Origin of the sequence: Kangiella spongicola (assembly GCF_003194565.2) — a bacterium.
Taxonomy (GTDB): domain Bacteria; phylum Pseudomonadota; class Gammaproteobacteria; order Enterobacterales; family Kangiellaceae; genus Kangiella; species Kangiella spongicola.
This window is the reverse complement of record NZ_QICH01000003.1, coordinates 443,891-464,832: the sequence shown is the minus strand read 5'-3', so window position 1 is coordinate 464,832 and position 20,942 is coordinate 443,891. Positions and strand designations below refer to the sequence as shown.

The window sequence follows — 20,942 nt, the reverse complement described above, 5'->3', positions numbered from 1 at the left end:
GACGTGGCTGAAAAGTCTGTAAGTAAGTCCAATATCGACAAATCGCATTATTCGCTACAGCGACGATTGCTATTAAATACCAGTATTGTGCTGGTATTTTTTATTGCTGCGATGAGTTTTGTGTTGTTGGACTCGTATAAGACAGGTATTAGACAAGCCACTTTTGAACGTCTATACGCCCAGTTTTATAGTTTGCTATCTTACGCTGAAGAGATTGAAGCTGGCGATCTTTTTATTCCCGAAGAAATTCCAAGCGACAAACGCTTTAACCAATACAACAGCGGGCTTTCGGCGCTGGTTTATGACGAAACGGAAAGCCTTCTATGGAAGTCTCTATCTGCACGCTATGATCAAGAGCAACACAAGGTTCCACTTCCGTTAAGTTTGCCAGGCGAAGGGACCTTGGCTGAAATTACTATGGATGAGACTGAGTACTTCCGATTCCATTACATCGCAGAGTGGGAGTCTCCCGAAGGTGCTGTCTCTTTATACCACTTTGTCATCCTTGAGAATAAAAGACCCTTCGATCAAGTAATTTCAGCTTATCGTACCCAACTTTGGTTTTGGTTATCGATTATGGCGTTATCACTGCTAGTGATACTGTTTGCGGTTATGCGCTGGACGTTAAGGCCTATTCGTCGAGCTGTTAAAGAGTTGCGCCAAATCGAAAGAGGGTTATTAAACACGCTATCTGAACGATATCCCCAAGAGTTACAGACCTTAACCGAGAGTATTAACCGCTTTATTCATAACGAACGCCACCAAAGTAAGCGCTATAAAGAAACGTTAGGGAATCTTGCCCATAGTCTAAAAACGCCACTCGCCGTAATGCACACGGCTCTGCAAAATAAAAGCCATGATGCAGAAGAGCTTTCTAATATTTGCTCCGAACAAATCTCGAGAATGGATCAGATTGTAGCTTATCAATTACAAAGAGCTACTAGTGGTCCACAGGTAATGATGCGCTCAATGGAAGTTGAGCCGGCAATGCAAAAAATCACAACAAGCTTATCGAAGGTCTATCACGAGAAACGTTTAGCTATTGATGTTGAGATAGAACATGGCCTGACCATCGCGCTTGATGAAGGTGATTTTTATGAGGTGTTCGGAAATGTTCTTGATAACGCTTGTAAGTGGACGGAATCAAAAGTTCGCGTACGCGGCGAAAGGGTGAATGGTAAGGTTGTCATTAGTGTTGAAGATGATGGCCCCGGAGTTCCTGAAAAAGTCAGGCTCGCCATCTTATCGCGTGGCAAGCGCCTTGATGAGACCGTTGAAGGGCAGGGGATTGGTATGTCCGTAGTTAAAGAAATTGTTGCTGCTTATAACGGTCAAATTGAGATTGATACTAGCGAGCTAGGCGGCGCTCTTATGCAGTTACGCTTCTGACGATAAATAAAATTTTCCCGTACACATTTCTTTACCAATTCAAGCTTACTTTCTCTATCCTCTAAGTGAGCTTTTAAGCTAAAATCATTTTGTCATCTGCTGTTGCGCTAAAACTGTTAGCGAAAGTATAAGGAGGCAAGGTGAAGTCAATAAAGCAAAAAGTCCCGCTGTTTTTTCTTCTAGTAATTTCTGGCTTTTGGACATATTACTACCAAAGTTCGACCTTTTTGAATGATTTCGGCACTACTAAGCCCGAATGGTTGTTATTGATTGACGGACTGATCGTGTTACCTGTTTTATGCTTCATCTTTATCAAAGACAAAAAAGAAGCCGCATTCAAGGCTGTTGTTTACAGTTGCTTAATTATTCTATTAGGAAGCTTCATCATTCCAGAAAGTTCGAAGTTAATATGGAATTACCTTGAAACGGGACGTTATGTTGCTCTGGCTTTGTTTGTTGTAGCTGAGATAACCACTATTATAACGGTTATCTTTGCTATAAAGGCGTCACTGTCGATACAGCAAGATCCAGATCTAGCCATATCAAAGCCGATTGAAAAAATCATAGGAAAGGGTGTTATTAGCGATATTCTTTCGTTTGAAGCAAGAGTTTGGACTTATGCTTTATTCTCCAAAAAAATTAGACGTAGCAACTTCCTTGGCTGTAAGCACTTTAGTTACCACCTAAAAGATGGCACTCAGAGCAACTTACTCGGTTTTATCATTATTATTTTGTTCGAGCTGCCCATTGTTCACTTATTGCTACACTTCATTTGGTCGCCACTAGCTGCCAACATAGTTACTCTCCTAACCCTTTTAGGGCTTGTGTTCTTCTTTGCCGAGTACAGAGCTGTTGCCATCCGGCCTGTATCGATTACCTCGAACAGTCTTATTATTAGGTATGGGATATATAATCCTCTAACAGTTCCTTTCAACCAGATTGATAGTGTCAGCTATAATTCTGGGTACATCCCTAGAGCAAGCCTTGTTAAGCGCTATAATTTAGCAGGCACTCCCAATATCGAGCTAAAACTCATCTCTGGCAAGTTGATTTATCTGGGGCTTGATTCGCCACAGGCCTTTATACAAGAGTTAGAATCCAGTTTGGAGCAACTACGCTAAACATCTCTTTAAGTCGAGCAGTGTTAATGGGCTTGTTGCCATCTCGGTTCTAGTATTTTAGAAAAGGCTGGTGTAGTATTTTCAACCTTTATAATTTTGGGGTTCTACTACAATGACGATAAAAGACAATAATCAGCGCTACGGTAAAGTAAGCCGTATATTACACTGGGGATTGGCCTTATTGATACTTTGGCAGTTTCTAAGTGCTGCTGCTCGTTTTTTCTTTGAAGATACATCCATTGAGGCTTTTTTCTGGCCAACGCATAAGCCTGTTGGGTTTTTAATTCTTGTGTTGATGGTGTTACGTCTTGTTTGGGCATTGCTGAATGTGAAGAGAAGACCGGAGTCGGTTAACCTTTTAGCAAAGCTAGGCCATGCAAGCATGTATTTGCTATTAATTGCCGTGCCAGTGGTAGCTTTATTCCGCCAATATGGTGCGGGTAGAAGTTTTGAGCCTTTTGGCATTCCTGTATTTTCTGGCTTTGAAGGTGAGAAAATTCGTTGGATGATTGACTTAGGGAGTGACTTCCACAGCACTCTCGGTTGGATTTTACTAGCGCTAGTTGTGGGACATATCATGATGGCGTTTTGGCGACAAAAGAGCGATAAAACAAGTGTTATTCCACGTATGTGGGGTAAGTAATATCTAATAGCCTCGAGTGTTTTCGGGGCTACTATCATTTCATTCCATGACAAGGCTCCAGTTCCGTCATAAAATAAGGCCATGCCTGAACCCTTGTCTGACACCCCAACAAATCGAAAAATTATCCACGTGGATATGGACTGCTTTTATGCAGCCATTGAGATGCGGGATGATCCATTGCTACGCGGTGCTGCCGTGGCTGTTGGTGGATCGCCAGACAAGCGTGGGGTGATCGCTACGTGTAATTATGAAGCTCGAAGCTATGGCGTTCACTCCGCAATGGCTTCGGCCCACGCCAAGCGGTTATGCCCAAATCTGATTATTGTGCCGCCGAACTTTGACAAGTATCGCCATGACTCCAAGGTGATTCGCTCTATTTTTGCAAAGTATACACCGCTTATTGAGCCCCTATCTTTAGACGAAGCTTTTCTGGATGTGACCGAATCTTCGCACTATAAAGGAAGCGCCACTTATATTGCGCAAGCCATACGCCATGATATTTATCAAGAGCTCGAGTTAACGGCTTCAGCGGGCGTTGCGCCGAATAAATTTTTGGCTAAAGTGGCATCTGATTGGAAAAAGCCAAATGGACAGTTTGTTATAGAGCCCTCGGCAGTCGACTCCTTTATGCTCGATTTGGAGGTGAAGAAAATCCCTGGGGTTGGCAAAAAGACCACAGAAAAGCTTCATAACATGGGTATTTATACTTGTAAGGATTTGCAATCGCTTGAGTTATTGGAACTTACGCGAAAGTTTGGCGCTTTTGGTCGCAGTTTGTATTATTTATCGCGCGGAATTGATAACCGAGCTGTGATTACGCATTATCCACGTAAGTCGCTAAGCGTCGAAAATACCTACGATAAAGATTTATACACGCTCGACGATTGTCAGTCTGAAATCCCTAAATTATTGACCACATTAAAGCAACGTCTGGCTCGCTCAAAAGTCGATGCGCCAGTGAATAAAATGTTTGTTAAATTGAAGTTTAGTGACTTTACGGCAACCACTGTGGAGCGAACAAGCTTTGGAGTGAGCGATGAATTATTTTATGAATTAATGGATGAGGGCTTTCATCGTAGGGAGAAATCGGTTCGCTTATTAGGACTCGGAGTTCGCTTCCAAAACGCCGAATCTACTCACTTTGTGCAGCTGCCTCTGGAGTACTTAGACGGGGCTTTTGATGATGAATTTGATGAATAAAGTGACTAGCCAAGCATTTCTCATAGTGGTAAGGTTAGCCGATAATTTTAACTTATAAGTAGCATGGGGAAGATTTTTGGACATTATTGAAACAATTAAGAGTGGACTGGATTATCTAGACGGATTTCTTGGTTCAGCGGATTACTTTCCGTTTTTATTAATTGGCGTCGGTTTATTTTTCACTATTTATCTAGGTTTACCGCAGGTTCGTTACTTCGGGCAAGCAGTCAGAATCGTAAAAGGTAAATACAGCAAGAGCTCAGATCCAGGCGATACGTCTCACTTCGCCGCCTTATCAACAGCGCTATCAGGCACCGTTGGTACGGGTAATATCGGTGGCGTTGCACTGGCTATCTTTATGGGTGGTCCTGCGGCGATTTTCTGGATGTGGGTTACTGCGTTTTTAGGTATGACCACGAAGTTTGTTGAGGTTACCTTATCTCACAAATACCGTGAAAAAACTGAAGACGGCACCATGGCTGGTGGCCCGATGTACTATATGGAAAAGAAACTGAATATGAAGTGGTTAGCGGTGATTTTCGCGCTAGCGACGATTATCAGTTCTTTTGGTACGGGTAACATGCCACAGATTAACAACATTGCTCAGGTAATGAACGATACTTTCTTGATCCCAAACTGGATCACTGGTGTGGTTCTCGCGATTTTGCTAGCGATGGTGATTATTGGTGGTATTAAACGTATTGCTAAAGTGGCGGAAAGAGTCGTACCTTTCATGGCAGTTCTTTACGTTATCGGTGCATTGCTGGTTATTATCTATAACTATCAAAACATCGTTCCTTCTTTCTCAGCTATTATCGGAAGTGTTTTCTCCGGCTCAGCTGCGGTTGGTGGTTTCTTAGGCGCTAGCTTTGCTTACGCCATGCAGCGTGGTGTTAACCGTGGCTTATTCTCGAACGAAGCGGGTCAAGGTTCAGCAGCAATTGCGCACTCAGCGGCGAAGGGCAAAGAGCCAGCGTCAGAAGGTATGGTGTCATTGCTTGAACCGTTTATTGATACGCTGATTATTTGTACTTTGACGGCACTAGTAATTCTTTCGTCGGGGGTTTGGAAAGACAAGCATCAAAATACCTTTGATCGAAACGATATGATCTTTGTCGCAGGCGAGTACTCTGACTCCAGTGAGAGTGACGTAAAACAGTTACAAATATTCCTTGACCGCAAGACTGAGAAAACGTCCGAAGTGAAGCGCTTTAACGGCAGTATCTCTATTCAAGACGGTGTGGCGATCTCAGATGGCTTTACATTAATCAATGCTCGCTCTATTGCTGAAGACGTAACTTATCACCAGTATGAAGATGAAAGTTTAAAGTCAACACCGATTACTGGCGAACTCACCGTCAAAGATGGACGATTGGAAAATCCTGAAATCGTGGTAGAAGGTAAGTCGCTACTCCATTCGGCAAGTTTAACAGCGGAAGCCTTTACACGAGGTTTCTTAGGCGAGAATGGTAAATACATCGTTTCACTAGGGCTATTGCTGTTCGCGTTTACGACGGCTATCGCTTGGTCCTATTATGGCGATAGAGCGGTAACCTATCTGTTTGGCTCTAAAGGTGTTCATGTTTATCGCGTCTTCTACGTTGCTATGTTCGCTTTAGCAGCGGTTGTCGATACGACTGTTGTGTGGGCGTTGGCCAACGTGGCTATTGTAATGATGACGATTCCGAACTTAATAGGAATCATGCTGTTACACAAAGATATGAAGAAAACGGTTAAAGATTATTGGTCTGATTTCCGCAAAGAGAATCCCAAATAATCTTCCTTAACTATTAATAGAAAGCCCTGACAATTGTTAGGGCTTTTTTTATGCAGCGCTATTTATTAGTAATCTAGGCTAGACAAGGGTAAATTATATTTCCTATACTAAGCTGGTCAGACCATAGCTTAAGTTATGGTCTTTATTGAATTCAAATAACCCGCAAGAGTAGGAGAAAGTATGCAATATCAAGCCCCTGTAGATGACATGATGTTTCTTGTTAGAGATGTCTTTTCACTGACAAAACGATTAGGCCATATTGCTGATTTTTCAGACTTTGACGAGGACTTATATCACGCCATTCTAGAAGAGGCGGGGAAGTTTGCCACTGGCGTATTGCAACCAATTAACCGCTCAGGTGATGAAGAAGGGTGTCACTTTGAAGATGGTGTTGTAACTACACCTAAAGGATTTAAAGAAGCCTATCAAGCGTATGTAGAGGGTGGCTGGCAGTCGATTACTGCCGATCCTAACTATGGTGGTCAGGGCTTACCTAAAGCGTTACACGTTCTTATCGAAGAAATGTTCTATTCGGCAAATACTTCATTTTGCCTATACGGCAGTTTAACTGGTGGCGCAACACAGCTCCTGCAAGCTCATGCCGATGATGCGACCAAAGAAAAATACTTACCCAATTTAATCAGCGGCAAATGGTCAGGCTCTATGTGTTTAACCGAAGCACACGCTGGCTCAGATCTGGGGCTGCTCAAAACCAAAGCAGAGCCGAATGATGATGGTAGTTACTCCATTGAGGGCTCTAAGATTTTTATTACTGGTGGCGAGCATGACATGTCAGAAAACATTATTCACTTAGTGTTAGCGCGCTTGCCTGATGCTCCTGCGGGCCCAAAAGGTATCAGTTTATTCTTAGTACCGAAGTTTTTAGTCAACGATGACGGCTCTCTAGGTGAACGAAACGGTATTGTTTGTGGTTCGATTGAGCATAAGATGGGCATTAAAGCATCATCGACTTGTGTTATGAACATGGATAACGCCAAAGGTTGGCTAATAGGCCCGCCACACCGCGGTCTAGCTTGTATGTTTACCATGATGAATCTCGAACGTTTATCTATCGGTATTCAAGGCATCGGTCTTGGCGAAATGTCGTATCAGCAGGCCAATACATATGCCAACGAACGCTTGCAGGGTAAGGCGACTGACGGTGAAGCTCCTGCACCATTAATCAAGCACGGTGATGTACAGCGTATGTTAAACACCATGGAATCTTTTAATAAAGGTGGTCGTGCGCTAGGTGTTTGGTTGGGTAGTTATTTAGATGTTGCTTTCCATAGCGAAGACAAAGAAGCCGTTAAGGTTGCAGATGTAATGTCGGCGTGGTTAACGCCTATTGCCAAAGCCTATTTTACCGATGCAGGCTATGAAACCTGTACCATTGGACAGCAAGTTTTCGGTGGCCACGGTTATGTCAGAGAGTGGGGCATGGAGCAGCATGTTCGCGACTGTCGAATTGCTCAAATCTACGAAGGCACTAACGGTATTCAAGCTTTAGATTTAGTCGGTCGAAAGCTGATTGGCAGTAAAGGTGAGTTTTTAGATACTTTCTTATCGGAAATCAATGCGGATTTAGAGTCGTTGCCAGCATCAGATCATAAAGATAAAGTCATTAGGCATTTAAGCGAGCTTAAAGAACTTTCGACGACTATTATCTCTAAAAGTGCTGATAAACCAGATATGCCACAGTTGATTGCGTGCGACTACTTGCACTATGTAGCACTTGTTACTTACGCCTACCTTTGGTTAAAGATGGAGGTTGCTGCTAAAGGCGAGCTTGACGATAAGTCTGACTTTTTCTTTAAGCGAGTCTTACCAAGAACATTGGGTCTTAAGGCGAGTATTGAAAGCGAACTTTACTAGTAAGCGATCATTGAGAGTTCCAAGTCATAACACTTCTAAAGCCTCACTCACGTGGGGCTTTTTCATGCCTTCATTGCATTTTCCACATTAATTCTGCACAAGAATTAACCTAACAGCTTGAATTACAGCAAAAATTACTAGGATTTATCCCGCACTACTTGAGTGATAAGTCTAAATATGGTGTTATTAGCGGCTAGGATCGGGTTCTAACAAAGATCTGTTACCCACTTTATAAAAAATTCTCGCTACTAAAGCGGGTCATAAAAGAGTTGTTAAATAGTGGTTCTATGAATATAAACGTTAACTAAGCTCGCTAGCGTGTGTCTTGTTTTTGGCTGACTACCCAATTATTGGCCATACTGAACAAGCATCCTCTGGGTTTATTTTCGTTAGCTCATTGTGTCATCGTTGATATCAAGGGCGTGAATAGAGTGTGTAACCGATCTAATAAAATCAAATTAAACGGTAGGCATAATGGCGACAAATAGTAGAGGTCAATTTAACTCTCGCTTAGGGTTTGTATTAGCTGCGGCTGGTTCGGCTGTAGGTCTTGGCAACATCTGGAAATTCCCATTCGAAGTAGGTGACGGTGGCGGTGCCGCTTTCGTAGTTATTTACTTGGCATTCTGCTTCTTGCTGTGCTTTCCAGTTATGATTTCTGAAATAGCAATCGGTCGTAAAACCCAGCTTAATGCGGTTGGCGCTTTTAAAAAGCTTGGCCATAAGAACTGGGCGTGGATTGGATTGCTAGGGATTCTAGCTGGTGTTTTCATTCTGTCATTCTATAACGTTGTTGCTGGTTGGGCTTTTGGTTACTTCCTAGAAATGGCTCAGGGCAACTTCGATTTTCAGTCTCCTGAAAAATTTGGTGCCTTTATTGCCGATTGGCATCATATTTTCCTTTATGGAATAGTGTTCATGGCAGTAACTGCTTTTATCGTTTCTCGCGGTATTAAAGGCGGGATTGAAAAAGCGGCTAAAATTTTGATGCCAAGCTTATTCGCCATGATCATTGGCTTGATGATTTACTCATTCACGCTTGATAACGCTATGGAAGGTATTAAGTATTACTTAGTACCAGACTTCTCAGCGATTACTGGCGAGGTGATTTATTCGGCACTAGGCCAAGCATTCTTCTCGTTATCTTTAGGTATGGGCGCCTTAATCACTTACGGCTCATACGTTTCACGCAAACAAGACATTGTTCGCTCGGCTGCTTTAATTACCATTACAGACGTTTCCGTTGCTTTCTTAGCTGGTCTTATGATTTTCCCATTCGTGGCTTTCTTAAGTGCAGGCAACATGGATGACGTGTCTGGCGGTGCTGGCTTAATTTTTATGACGCTACCAGGTGTTTTTGAAAGTTTAGGGCCATTGCTGGGTAAAGTTATCGGCGCTGTTTTCTTCTTGTTATTATCTTTTGCGGCTCTAACTTCAACGGTATCTTTATTAGAGGTTCCTGTTGCTTATTTGGTCGATGAAAAGAAAATTAAACGACCTGTAGCCGTATGGGGAACAGCTGGTTTTATCTTCTTGTTAGGTATTCCTTCATTACTTGGTCACGGTGCGGTTGATTGGTTGTCGAGCTTTATGACGCTCTATAAAGATGGTCAAGAAGCTAGCGCATCCTTCATGGACTTTGTGGAGTTAATCGCGAGTGATACTTTCCTTCCGCTTGGTGGTACCTTTATTGCTATTTTTACAGCATATATTTGGAAAAAGAATAATTTGAACGCAGAATTGATGGAAGGGCGAGCGACGCAAAGCAAATGGTTATTGAACTACATTAACTTTGCGGTAATGATTTTCTGCCCGCTAATTTTAGGGACTATTACTATAATAACTGTTTTAGAGAGATTCTTTGGAATCCAAGTCTTTTAATTCACTTTAGTTTTGGGATTATGTTTATGAAAGTAATGCAATTCTCAAAATCCTTCTTAGCAGCCTTTGTCGGGGCTGCTTTTTTGGTTGGATGTGGCGAAGATGAGCCAGCATCTCACCCGAAGGATTCTGATAGTCAGGCCTTTGTTTCACAGTATGAGGTACGTGAGTATCATCCTGTCTTAATTAAAAACGCGACCATTCTTACCGCAACCGGTGAAAAAATCGAAAACGGTAGCGTTTTATTCTCAGAGGGTGAAATTGTTGCCGTTGGGACTGACGTTGAAGCACCAAGCGACGATAATCTTGAAGTGATTGATGCTGAAGGTAAGTGGGTGACACCTGGTATTATCGATGTGCATTCGCACCTTGGTGTTTATCCAGCTCCCGGTGTACAGTCGAGTGCCGATGGTAATGAGATGACAGCTCCAGTGACTGCTGATGTTTGGGCTGAGCACTCAGTTTGGCCACAAGACCCGCAATTCCAGCTGGCATTGGCGGGTGGCGTTACGTCATTACAAATTTTACCGGGTTCTGCCAACTTAGTTGGTGGTCGCGGTGTGACTTTGAAAAATGTTCCTGGTCGCTCTGTGATGGAAATGAAGTTCCCAGAAGCGCCATACGGTTTAAAAATGGCCTGTGGTGAAAACCCTAAGCGTGTTTATGGCAGCAAAGGCCAAGCACCGATGACGCGTATGGGCAATGTCGCTGGATATCGTAAATCCTGGATCGCTGCTAAAGACTACATGGAAAAGTGGGATGAGTACGAGTCTGGTTTAGGTAATGGTAAGCCGCCAAAACGCGACCTGCGCTTAGAAAGCTTAGCTGGTGTACTTCGTGGTGAAATCCTTATTCAAAACCACTGTTACCGTGCTGACGAAATGCTGGTGATGATGGAAATTGCGAAAGAATTCGATTTTAAAGTCACAACTTTCCATCACGGTGTGGAAGCCTATAAGATCGCTGATAAGTTAGCTGAAAACGACGTTTGCTCGGCGCTATGGTCAGATTGGTGGGGCTTTAAGCAAGAAGCTTACGACATGGTTGAATCTAACGTTGCACTGGTTGATAAAGCAGATGCATGCGCAGTTGTTCACTCAGACTCTGCTACGGTAATTCAGCATTTGAATAAAGAAGCGGCAAAGGCCATGACTTCAGGCAATCGCCTGGGAATGGATATCAAGCCAGAGCACGCCATTAAGTGGATCACGATTAATGCTGCTAAAGCGATTGGTGTGGAAGAAAAGACCGGCTCACTAGAAGAGGGCAAGATGGCGGATATCGTTCTTTGGGACGGTAATCCATTCAGCGTCTACACTAAAGCTGAAAAAGTCTATGTCGATGGTGCCTTAATGTTTGATCGCAATAACGAGCAATTTCAGCCAGTTAGCGATTTCAAGCTGACCACTATTGATACTGAATCTAACTAACCAGGAGAGTTTATTATGAGCAAGTTATTAAAAAGCTTAGCCATTATGGCGCTGGTTGTTGGAGCAGGCAGCCACAACCAAGCACAGGCAGAAAGTATCCTTATTAAAGGTGCTAAAGTTTACACCATGACATCGGCGGGGACTCTCGAGAACGCTGATGTACTTATCGAAGACGGCCTTATTCGTAACATTGGCGAGGGAATCTCTGCTAGTGGTGCGAAAGTGGTTGATGGTAAAGGTAAAGTTGTTACCTCAGGTATTTTTGCATTAGAGAACCAAATTGGTTTGGTTGAAATTGGTGCGATTGAAGGTACTCGCGACTCAGGCACAGAACTTGAAAACAGCGGTGCATCGTTCAGAGTTAGCGATGTATTTAATGCCAAGTCGACGCTAATCCCAATGAACCGCGAAGGCGGTGTTACTCGTACTCTGATTAAGCCTTATAACGGCAAGTCTGTTTTTGCTGGTTATGGCGCGATCATGGATATGACGGGTGATTATGACTCGCTTATCCTGAGCGACGTTGCTATTTTTGCCACTTATGGTGAGCATGCTGCACACTTGTCAGGTGGTTCACGCGCTAGCGCGTTGCATGAGTTGAACAAATCTTTTGCCCAAGCAAAAGAATACGCTGTAAATAAAGAAGCAGTTAAGCGCGGGGAATATCGCCAACTTGATTATAGCTTGGCCGATTTGGAAGCATTAAATCGCGTTTTGACCAAAGAGATTCCTTTAGTCGTCAGCGTGAATAGAGCCAACGATATTTTAACCATGCTTGATTTCGCTAAGAGTCACAATATTTCACTAGTGCTTTCTGGTGTGGCAGAAGGTTGGAAAGTTGCTGACGAAATTGCTAAAGCAAATGTACCGGTTATTGTTGATCCAATGGACAATATTCCAAGCAGTTTTGAGTCACTCGGTAAGCGTTATGAAAATGCTGGCCTATTAAATAAAGCTGGTGTGAAAGTGATGTTCTCGACCTCTACACACAACGCTGACAACGTCCGTCAAGCTGCAGGAAACGCAGTCGCTTATGGCATGCCATACGATAAGGCACTTGCTGCAGTGACAAGCATACCGGCTAAAGTTTTCGGTGGCGCCAGTAATTACGGTAAATTAATGCCAGGCTTTAAAGCTGAGTTAGTCCTTTGGACGGGGGATCCGTTTGAAGTGACGACTTATGCTGATACCGTCATTATTGATGGGAAAGTACAGGACTTGTCTTCTCGTGCTAAGCGTTTAGAGCAACGCTATAAAGATATTAGCACTGATAACAACACTTTCTACCGAAAATAAGAGGTTTACATGGCTGATTCTTCGACCCGCCAACCGAGTATGCTGCAGGCCCTATTGCCGATAGGGTTGCTAGTAATATTATTAGCATTTTCTGTTTATCTATATGGCAGCGACTCGTCCTATGGCGCTAACCAAATAGCGCTAATTATTTGTGCCGCTGTTGCCTTGTTAGTGGGTTTGAAAAACGGACAAACCTGGCGAGAACTCGAAAAAGGTGTGGTCGATGGCATCAGCATAGCGCTCGGTGCTTTACTAATCTTGTTAATGGTAGGGGCCTTAATTGGTTCTTGGATTCTAGCCGGTACTGTACCGACCATGATTTATTATGGTCTACAGATCCTCTCGCCTGAATACTTTTATGTGGCAACTTGTGCTATTTGTGCCATTGTTGCGCTCAGTATTGGTAGTTCTTGGACCACTGCAGGAACCGTTGGTATTGGCTTAATTGGTGTATCGCAGGGCTTAGGTCTTTCGATGGAAATTACTGCTGGTGCGATTATTTCGGGAGCTTATTTTGGTGACAAAATGTCGCCACTTTCAGATACGACGAACCTAGCACCAGCCGTTACGGGTACAGACCTTTTTACTCATATTCGTCATATGATGTGGACTACAACGCCGGCACTCATTATTTCGTTTGTGATTTTTGCAATTATTGGATTCAATGCCGACGCAAACGAGCAGGTTCTGGTGCTAGAGGATACTTTGCAGTTATTGAATGATAACTTCAATATATCTCTGTGGACCTTAGTGCCAATGTTAGTCGTTTTCGTCCTAGCCTTTAAAAAAGTCCCTGCAATCGCGACAATTTTAGTGGGTGCCTTATTGGCTGCAGTATTCGCCGTTATATTTCAGTCTGATGTGATTGTTACCTTTGTGAATGAGCCAGAGTTGCAGACGGGCTTAGTTTACTTGAAAGGTGTTTGGACATCGCTCTTCTCAGGATTTTCGGTGAGCACGGGTAACGAAGTATATGACGAGTTACTATCGCGTGGCGGTATGACGAGTATGCTCAACACCATGTTCTTGATTATTACCGCTATGAGCTTTGGTGCGGCCATGGAAGTCACTGGGCTTCTACACAAATTGATTAAAACAGTTATTGGCGTAGCGAAGTCGACTGGCGCTTTGATCGGCTCAGTATTAGCGACTTGTATTGGTATGAACGTAATTACTGCTGATCAGTATATCTCGATTGTTTTACCGGGTCGGATGTATAAAGCGGAATTTAAGCGTCGTGGGCTTGATGCTAAAAATCTATCTCGAACGCTAGAAGATTCAGCTACCATCACTTCACCACTCATTCCATGGAACACTTGTGGTGCATACATGGCAGGAACACTAGGCGTAGCTACAGGTGCTTACTGGATTTATTGTTATTTCAATCTGATTACACCGTTTGTTTCCTTCATTTATGCTCTATTCAACTTCAAAATCACTCCTATCGAAGGCGATGAAGCAAGCGAATAGTCTTTTATCCATGCTGCTAAAACTCAGTTTTTTAGCAGCATGCTTCCTAGCTACCACTTCTTTCCTACCGTTTCACCGTTTATGGCAAGTTGACACCTTAAAACCCTTTACCGAATGGTTCCAGATAAACTGGCAGGGGCAGGTCGTTGGTTGGTCGAAATTTACTTTTGATGAAAACCCTACACACTATCTCGTTGGGCATGATGAGTATTTCGAGGGGCGGGTGCGCGGAAAGCGTATGCAGTTTTCCTATCGTTATGACTGGAAGTTCTCAAAGCAAGCACCGTTTAAACTTCTTGAGGGCAGAGCTATCCTACAAGAGCCTGCGCTAACGATGACAACAAGCTTTGAAAATTACGAGCAGCTTACGATCACACAGAAACGAAATCAGCGTCAAAATACCTTTGTAGAGGCGCCAATTAACTACACATTATCCGATGTTTTTGCTCACCGTCAGTTTATCGAATCTCAACCGAACAAAGGCGAGTCTATTGATTATATAAAGCTTGATCCTCACTCACTAGAAGCCTCACAAAACACATTTTCTGTGCTGGCGATTCCAAATAACAGACACCAACGCTACCTCTTAGCCAATCAAGCGCCAAACTCTGAGCTCTCAGCGATGACCTTTGACCTAGCTGGTAATACCTTAAAACAGTCAAGAGGGCGCGGTATCGAGCTAATTGCTAGCAATAAAAAACCAAGCTTTAACCCCGAAATGCAAACAGACTTGTATGCCAGTAATGGCTTAAAGGTGTTGCAACCGATTGGTGAGCTTGAGGCGATAAGCGCACTTAAACTCTCTATGCAGCCCAGAACGATAGATTGGCTACAGGTTCACCCAAGCGCGTCATTAGAAGGGAATATCATAACCACTCAAAGAGCTTCGACCTACAAAGCTGAACTGAATTTAGTCAGTGACTGGAAGTTTAGTCCGGTCAGTGAAAAGGTTAGAGCACTAATGCCTGCGGTGACAAAAGCTCAAAATAGGGAACAAACAGTCAAACAACTGCTAACTTTTACTCACAATTACTTATATTACAAAGCGACACCGACTAATTTTAGTATTGATGAAGTTATTGATAATGGGTATGGCGATTGCACTGAGTATACTCAGCTGATGCTCGCGCTGTTGAATGTCGCCAAAATACCGGCGCGTTCAGTCGGTGGCTATATTTATTTAGGCGATCAAGAGCAACAGTTTGGTGGCCATGAATGGGTTGAAGTGCTCATAGATGGCGAGTGGCGTGGTGTTGACCCAACCTGGAATATGATGCAGACAACAGCGGGGCACCTGCCTATTAGCCTCAGCGGCGAAAAAAATGCCACGGACTTGGTTTTTACTGTTGAACAGATACACTATAACTAATCACACATTAGACAGGTCTTTTTAGGTTTTATATGTCACATTCTTCTAGCTCAAAAACGTTCTATTCGATAAATGGCAATAGCCAGAAACTTGACGGCGGCGCCATGTTTGGTAATGCGCCAAAAGCGCTGTGGCAACGCTGGGTTGAAGTCGATGAGCTAAACCGCATTGATTTAGTTTGTCGTGCCATGTTGGTTCAAGATGGCGACAAAACTATTTTGTTTGAAACAGGGATAGGAGCTTTTTTTGAGCCTAAGTATAAGGATAGGTACGGTGTTCAAGAGTCACATCATGTTTTGCTTGATTCCCTAAAAGAAGCGGGTTTTAGTCATGAAGATATCGATATTGTGGTGCTTTCACACATGCATTTTGACCATGTAGGTGGCTTGCTTACCAGATGGCAAGAAGACAAAGCTCCTGAGCTATTATTTCCTAATGCACAATTTGTCGTAGGACAAGAAGCATGGGAAAGAGCACTAAACCCACATCCTCGGGATAGAGCCTCTTTTATCCCAGGGTTGACCGACTTGTTACTCGACACTAACCGATTACATATTATTAAGACTAATCAGGAAGGAACGGCAGAATCGTGTTCCTTGCTTGGTTCAGACTACAGCTTCCACATTTCAAATGGTCATACTCCAGGAATGCTGATAACTGAAGTTGCCACACCTACTGGCCCTGTGGTGTTTGCTGCAGACTTGATTCCGGGGGCTCCTTGGATGCACCTTCCAATCACCATGGGCTATGATCGCTTTCCTGAGAATTTGATTGATGAGAAGAAACGTTTACTAGATTCACTAAAAGAGCGAAAGGGTAAAGTGTTTCTCACTCACGACCCAGAAGTGGCTTTAGCAGACGTTGGTATTAATGAAAAAGGTAAGTACTTTGCAGACAATCCATTGAAGCAAGTTGTTAAAAAAGCTCTGTAACGCATTGTTATATAAGCAAAGAAGCCGCTTATATTTATAGGCTAAATTTTTTCTGTAATTCCTATAACTTTATGGAACTATTTTCACAAGAAGTGTTCAAAGGTTATACAAGTAGCAAATATGCACATTTTTAAATGCTTGCCTGTTTGTTGACTTGGTTGTCATTGTCACTTCTCTTTGATGAGTAAATTCTCATACCGGGCCATCACAAATGGCCCGTTTTTTATGCGTAAAATATTTTCGTTTGTTGAAGCTTTCTTAAAAATATGTCCAGATGTTAGTAAAAAGAAAGGTTAGATGCTTTTCTAAGTTAGACGCACATAGCGCTTCTTTTAAAAAGCTCAAAACAATCAATAAAATGTTATCATATCGTTATGACTTATCTTGTAAGTAGAATCAGTTAAAACATCATGCACTTTACATTTGATCGTGAGTATCAGTTAGAAATACAGAAAAACAAAATTAGTGTCGTAGAGTGGGGCAACCCGGAAGGCGAGCCTGTTCTGTGTCTGCATGGATGGCTTGATAACGCGGCGACTTTCCACTTTCTAGCGCCTTTGTTGACGAATAATACGAATTACCGCCTCATCGCCATTGAGTTTCCTGGTCATGGCCAATCTGAGCACCTACATCCAGCTGCTGACTACCAATTCATTTCAGGGATTTCTATCATCGACTGTGTGATTGATATTCTGAAGCTAGAGAAGCCTAAATTGTTGGCTCACTCCATGGGCGCAGCCTTATCAACTATCTATGCGGGAGTGTTCCCAGACAAGATCGACAGTATCGTTTCTATTGACGCGCTGGGTGCTCTTGTGACTTCGCCAGAGAATACGATTAAACAACTGGCAAAAGCTCTTGAACAACGCCGAGCAAAGCGTAGCCGCAAACGTTATTTTAAAGATTTAGAAACCGCAGCCAAGGCGCGCGCCCAAGTAAGTGAGTTGCCGGTGGATATCCTCCTGCCGTTAATCGAGCGTGGTGTGACTTTGTGTGAAGACGGTTATCAATGGTCAAGCGATTCACGTTTAAAACATCTGTCGTGGTTGCGATTGACGGAAGCACAGATGAAAGTCATTATGGAAACTATTACATGCCCTGTGCTCGTAATCATGGCGAAAGAAGGGCTGTATGAAGAGTATCCTGAAATTGAAAAGCGATTCGATTATTTAAAGAATGTAAAGCGCGTTGATCTCGATGGTGGGCACCATCTACACATGCAGTTTGCAGACAATGTTGCTGAAGAAATAATCAAATTTTGGTCGAATAGCTAGTTAAATGAAGCAAAGTGTTGGTAACTGGTCGGAATAGTTGCCTTGTGGCTTGGAATCATGTAATTTTCTTGTCCAACACTTAATAACAGATCCGCATACAGAGTAGGTTAGTTCATGGAAAAAGTCTGGTTAAAAAATTATCCCGAAAACGTCAAACATACGATTGATATTGATCAGTATGCGAATCTTAATGAGATTCTGGATGAAACTGTCGCCAATCATGGCGCAAGGCCAGCTGTTACTAACCTTGGTGTTACATTAACCTATGCGGAGTTGAATCAAAAAGCGACCGACTTCGCATCGTATTTACAGAACGATTTAGGCCTCAGTAAAGGCGATAAGCTAGCTTTGATGATGCCAAATCTGTTGCAATACCCAATTGCTTTGTTTGGCGCTTTAAAAGCCGGTTTAGCTGTGGTCAATGTTAACCCTTTATACACACCACGCGAATTATCCCACCAGTTAAACGATAGCGGCGCTAAATCACTGGTGATCCTTGCTAACTTTGCTGACACGCTTGAGGCGTCTTTAAAAGATGTTGAGTTGGATAATATTATCGTGACTCAGGTTGGCGATGTCTGCCCTCAGCCAAAGCGTTTCATCGTAAACTTTGTGGTCAAGTACTTTAAAAAAATGGTACCAAAAGCCACGATACCGACAACGGAAACCTTTGTTGGGGCACTAGAAAAGGGTGCGCAGAAGAAGTTTAAAACGGTTGAAGTGTCGCATTCCGATACAGCGTTTCTCCAGTATACCGGCGGCACTACTGGTGTTGCCAAAGGCGCGGTATTGAGCCACAAAAATATGGTGGCTAACGTTCTACAGACTTTTGCTTGGATGGGGCCTTTCCTTGATGAGGGTAATGAAACCATTATTACGGCATTACCGCTCTATCATATTTTCTCGCTTTGCGTGAACTGCTTGCTCTTCACTAAGGCTGCTGGCCACAATATATATGTCACAAACCCACGTGATATGAAGGATTTCTGTAATACGCTAGAGAAGCACCCGTTTACGGCTTTAACTGGGGTCAATACTTTGTTTAATGGTCTCTTAAACCAAGAACGTTTCCGAAATTTAAATTTTTCGAAATTAAAGCTCTCAGTTGGCGGCGGTATGGCGGTACAAAAAGCGGTTGCCGAAAGGTGGCAAGAGCTAACGGGGACACCTTTGCTGGAAGGCTATGGTTTAACTGAAACCTCTCCGGTTGTTAGTATGAATCCTCTTGATGCTAAGTCATACAATGGAACTATCGGCTTACCGCTACCTTCCACTGATGTGCAAATTCGTGATGAAGACGGAAAAGAGTTACCCTGCGATGAACCTGGTGAGCTTTGGGTTAAAGGTCCGCAGGTAATGGTGCAATATCTTGGCCGACCGAATGAAACCGACGAAGTCTTACAAGACGGTTGGTTAGCCACAGGAGATATGGCGACAATTGATGAAGAGGGTTATTTACGCATCGTTGATCGTAAAAAAGACATGATTCTCGTGTCGGGCTTTAACGTTTATCCGAATGAAATTGAGGATATTGTAGCGTTGCACCCGGGAGTGCTCGAAGTTGCCGCAATTGGCGAGCCGGATGATGTGAAGGGCGAAGTGGTGAAAATCGTTGTCGTTAAAAAGGATCAGTCGATTGACGAAGAAACTTTGATTAAGCATTGCCGTGAACACCTAACAGGCTATAAAATCCCGAAAGTTGTGGAGTTTAGAGAAGAACTTCCGAAATCAAACGTTGGCAAGATATTGCGTAAGGAATTGCGTAAGTAGGTTATATTGAATCGATTTGAATTAGATCACCATTCCGAGTTAGTTTCTGTAGAGCTAGTAACTGACGAGTCCAGATTAGAAGAGTTGTCTCAGCTATGGTTAAAACATGAGGTTTTAGCCATAGACACTGAGTTTGACCGAACCAATACTTTTTTCCATAACTTAGCTTTAATTCAGGTTTTCGATGGTAGCGAAGTCTACCTAATCGATCCTTTGGAAGTTAAGTCTCTTGATTCGTTTGGTGAAGTCTTGTCTTCGGAAAACGTGTTAAAAGTCTTACACAGCTGTAGCGAAGACTTAGAAGCTTTACACAATAGCTATGGCTTCCCTATAAGAGCTGTATTTGATACACAGATTGCCGCTTCTATTGCAGGCGTTGGCTCGATGCTAGGCTATGGAAATATGGTCGATATCTTTTTGGGATTAACTCTTGATAAAGAACATACCAAAACAGACTGGCTCAAACGTCCTTTAAGTGATGAACAGAAGATCTATGCTGCACAAGATGTTCAATTTTTGTTGCCTTGCTACTATCGTTTACGCGATCGTTTGTTGGAGAAGGGCCACTATGGATTCGTTATTGAAGACACAGAGTCGATTTATCAAGCGGTGGCGAACCTAGAAGACTTTGATAAGGTATATTTAAAAGTTAAGGGTGCCTTTCGACTAAGTCAGCAGCAACTCAATCGCTTAAGAAAAGTTACAGTTTGGCGAGAGGCTTTAGCCAGAAAGACTAATATCCCTAAAACCTTTATCTTTAGAGATCACCATCTGCTCGAGGTGTGCCAAACGCAAAACCCCACAACGGGATTACTGCTGAAGCTGGGTTGCAACCGAGGTAGTATTCGAAAATACGGCTCAGAGCTTTTAAATCTGATCGCCGAAGCGGATAAAGGGGATAGCAAACAATGGCCTCAGCAGGTCCTCGCATTCCACAAACTGCCTGAGTCGAAGGCAAAGCTTAGAGCTTTGAAAGAAGAGGCCAGCGCTGTTGCAAAAGAGCAGGATATCCCAGAAGAAGCCTTAAGCAGCAAACGTTTGTTAGAATATGTGATTCAGACTGAGCAAGGCCTAGCAGTGAGGTCGAATCAATTTTGGAATCAATGGCGACGTGAATTGCTTCAAGATAGGTTTGAAGCACGCCTCGCAGAGTTTTCCTAATCTCTAGTGATTAGGTTAGACGACATTAAAGAGACAATCTTAAGAGAGTATAACCGCTATGATGTGCAGTGTTTATAAAAGCGCCAAAAAGCCTGATACCTATTTGTATATCCCCTATAACAGTGATTTTGAAGAGCTTCCTGAGGGCTTGAGAAGCGTGTGGGGTGAGCCTGAGCTAGTGATGCATATTGATTTAGATAAGCGCGAGAAGCTTGCTCTTGTTGATATTACTGAACTTAAAGCACAGCTTGAGAGTGAGGGTTACTTTTTGCAAATGCCACCCACACAAGAGGAGCTGGCAAGTTTAATCGAAGCAAACTCTAAAGCACCTATATCTCGCTAACTCGAGCGTTG

General features: G+C 43.1%; 16 protein-coding genes. All 16 read left to right on the top strand.

Annotated features, from left to right (window positions below):
• The first annotated feature begins 3 nt into the window (after positions 1–3).
• The 16 genes from DL796_RS10915 to DL796_RS10840 all read left to right on the top strand — a co-directional run bounded on the left by DL796_RS10915 (position 4) and on the right by DL796_RS10840 (position 20,931).
• Positions 4–1,389, top strand: a complete 1,386-nt coding sequence (locus tag DL796_RS10915) for an ATP-binding protein (protein ID WP_227593064.1) — start codon at positions 4–6, stop codon at positions 1,387–1,389.
• A 140-nt stretch (positions 1,390–1,529) separates the two neighbouring features.
• Complete coding sequence (locus tag DL796_RS10910; protein WP_110201730.1) at positions 1,530–2,510, top strand: hypothetical protein; 981 nt, start codon at positions 1,530–1,532, stop codon at positions 2,508–2,510.
• A 112-nt stretch (positions 2,511–2,622) separates the two neighbouring features.
• Positions 2,623–3,153, top strand: coding sequence for a cytochrome b (locus DL796_RS10905; protein ID WP_110201729.1), 531 nt, complete (start codon positions 2,623–2,625; stop codon positions 3,151–3,153).
• An 81-nt stretch (positions 3,154–3,234) separates the two neighbouring features.
• A complete protein-coding gene (gene dinB / locus DL796_RS10900) occupies positions 3,235–4,353 on the top strand; it encodes a DNA polymerase IV (RefSeq protein WP_110201728.1) in 1,119 nt (372 codons plus the stop codon).
• 85 nt (positions 4,354–4,438) lie between these two features.
• Positions 4,439–6,130, top strand: a complete 1,692-nt coding sequence (locus DL796_RS10895; protein ID WP_406946427.1) for an alanine/glycine:cation symporter family protein — start codon at positions 4,439–4,441, stop codon at positions 6,128–6,130.
• A 180-nt stretch (positions 6,131–6,310) separates the two neighbouring features.
• Positions 6,311–8,005 (top strand): acyl-CoA dehydrogenase family protein, encoded by a 1,695-nt coding sequence (locus DL796_RS10890; RefSeq protein WP_110201726.1) that lies wholly within the window; start codon positions 6,311–6,313, stop codon positions 8,003–8,005.
• Between the two features lie 474 nt (positions 8,006–8,479).
• Positions 8,480–9,886 (top strand): sodium-dependent transporter, encoded by a 1,407-nt coding sequence (locus tag DL796_RS10885; protein ID WP_110201725.1) that lies wholly within the window; start codon positions 8,480–8,482, stop codon positions 9,884–9,886.
• A 26-nt stretch (positions 9,887–9,912) separates the two neighbouring features.
• Positions 9,913–11,316, top strand: a complete 1,404-nt coding sequence (locus DL796_RS10880; protein WP_196598001.1) for an amidohydrolase — start codon at positions 9,913–9,915, stop codon at positions 11,314–11,316.
• Positions 11,317–11,331: 15 nt separating this feature from the next.
• A complete protein-coding gene (locus DL796_RS10875; protein WP_110201723.1) occupies positions 11,332–12,612 on the top strand; it encodes an amidohydrolase family protein in 1,281 nt (426 codons plus the stop codon).
• 9 nt (positions 12,613–12,621) lie between these two features.
• The gene (gene nhaC / locus DL796_RS10870; protein ID WP_110201722.1) at positions 12,622–14,082 is read left to right on the top strand and encodes a Na+/H+ antiporter NhaC; all 1,461 of its coding nucleotides are present in this window, start codon (positions 12,622–12,624) and stop codon (positions 14,080–14,082) included.
• Positions 14,066–15,451 carry a transglutaminase-like domain-containing protein gene (locus tag DL796_RS10865; protein WP_170114252.1) on the top strand — a complete coding sequence of 462 codons (1,386 nt, stop codon included), beginning with the start codon at positions 14,066–14,068 and terminating at the stop codon, positions 15,449–15,451. The genes nhaC and DL796_RS10865 overlap by 17 nt, the downstream gene beginning before the upstream one ends.
• 32 nt (positions 15,452–15,483) lie before the next feature.
• Positions 15,484–16,383 carry an MBL fold metallo-hydrolase gene (locus DL796_RS10860; RefSeq protein WP_110201720.1) on the top strand — a complete coding sequence of 300 codons (900 nt, stop codon included), beginning with the start codon at positions 15,484–15,486 and terminating at the stop codon, positions 16,381–16,383.
• 410 nt (positions 16,384–16,793) lie between these two features.
• The gene (locus tag DL796_RS10855; protein ID WP_110201719.1) at positions 16,794–17,657 is read left to right on the top strand and encodes an alpha/beta fold hydrolase; all 864 of its coding nucleotides are present in this window, start codon (positions 16,794–16,796) and stop codon (positions 17,655–17,657) included.
• Between the two features lie 114 nt (positions 17,658–17,771).
• A complete protein-coding gene (locus tag DL796_RS10850; protein ID WP_110201718.1) occupies positions 17,772–19,427 on the top strand; it encodes an AMP-binding protein in 1,656 nt (551 codons plus the stop codon).
• Between the two features lie 6 nt (positions 19,428–19,433).
• Positions 19,434–20,588 (top strand): ribonuclease D, encoded by a 1,155-nt coding sequence (rnd, locus tag DL796_RS10845; RefSeq protein WP_110201717.1) that lies wholly within the window; start codon positions 19,434–19,436, stop codon positions 20,586–20,588.
• Between the two features lie 58 nt (positions 20,589–20,646).
• On the top strand, positions 20,647–20,931 hold the full coding sequence (locus DL796_RS10840) for a YcgL domain-containing protein (RefSeq protein WP_110201716.1): 285 nt from the start codon (positions 20,647–20,649) through the stop codon (positions 20,929–20,931).
• The last annotated feature ends 11 nt before the right edge of the window (positions 20,932–20,942 follow it).

Coding starts and splice junctions, on each gene's coding strand:
- DL796_RS10905 (WP_110201729.1), top strand. CDS start 2,623: ATGACGATAAAAGACAATAATCAGCGCTACGGTAAAGTAAGCCGTATA.
- dinB (WP_110201728.1), top strand. CDS start 3,235: ATGCCTGAACCCTTGTCTGACACCCCAACAAATCGAAAAATTATCCAC.
- DL796_RS10890 (WP_110201726.1), top strand. CDS start 6,311: ATGCAATATCAAGCCCCTGTAGATGACATGATGTTTCTTGTTAGAGAT.
- DL796_RS10885 (WP_110201725.1), top strand. CDS start 8,480: ATGGCGACAAATAGTAGAGGTCAATTTAACTCTCGCTTAGGGTTTGTA.
- DL796_RS10880 (WP_196598001.1), top strand. CDS start 9,913: ATGAAAGTAATGCAATTCTCAAAATCCTTCTTAGCAGCCTTTGTCGGG.
- DL796_RS10875 (WP_110201723.1), top strand. CDS start 11,332: ATGAGCAAGTTATTAAAAAGCTTAGCCATTATGGCGCTGGTTGTTGGA.
- nhaC (WP_110201722.1), top strand. CDS start 12,622: ATGGCTGATTCTTCGACCCGCCAACCGAGTATGCTGCAGGCCCTATTG.
- DL796_RS10865 (WP_170114252.1), top strand. CDS start 14,066: ATGAAGCAAGCGAATAGTCTTTTATCCATGCTGCTAAAACTCAGTTTT.
- DL796_RS10860 (WP_110201720.1), top strand. CDS start 15,484: ATGTCACATTCTTCTAGCTCAAAAACGTTCTATTCGATAAATGGCAAT.
- DL796_RS10855 (WP_110201719.1), top strand. CDS start 16,794: ATGCACTTTACATTTGATCGTGAGTATCAGTTAGAAATACAGAAAAAC.
- DL796_RS10850 (WP_110201718.1), top strand. CDS start 17,772: ATGGAAAAAGTCTGGTTAAAAAATTATCCCGAAAACGTCAAACATACG.
- DL796_RS10840 (WP_110201716.1), top strand. CDS start 20,647: ATGATGTGCAGTGTTTATAAAAGCGCCAAAAAGCCTGATACCTATTTG.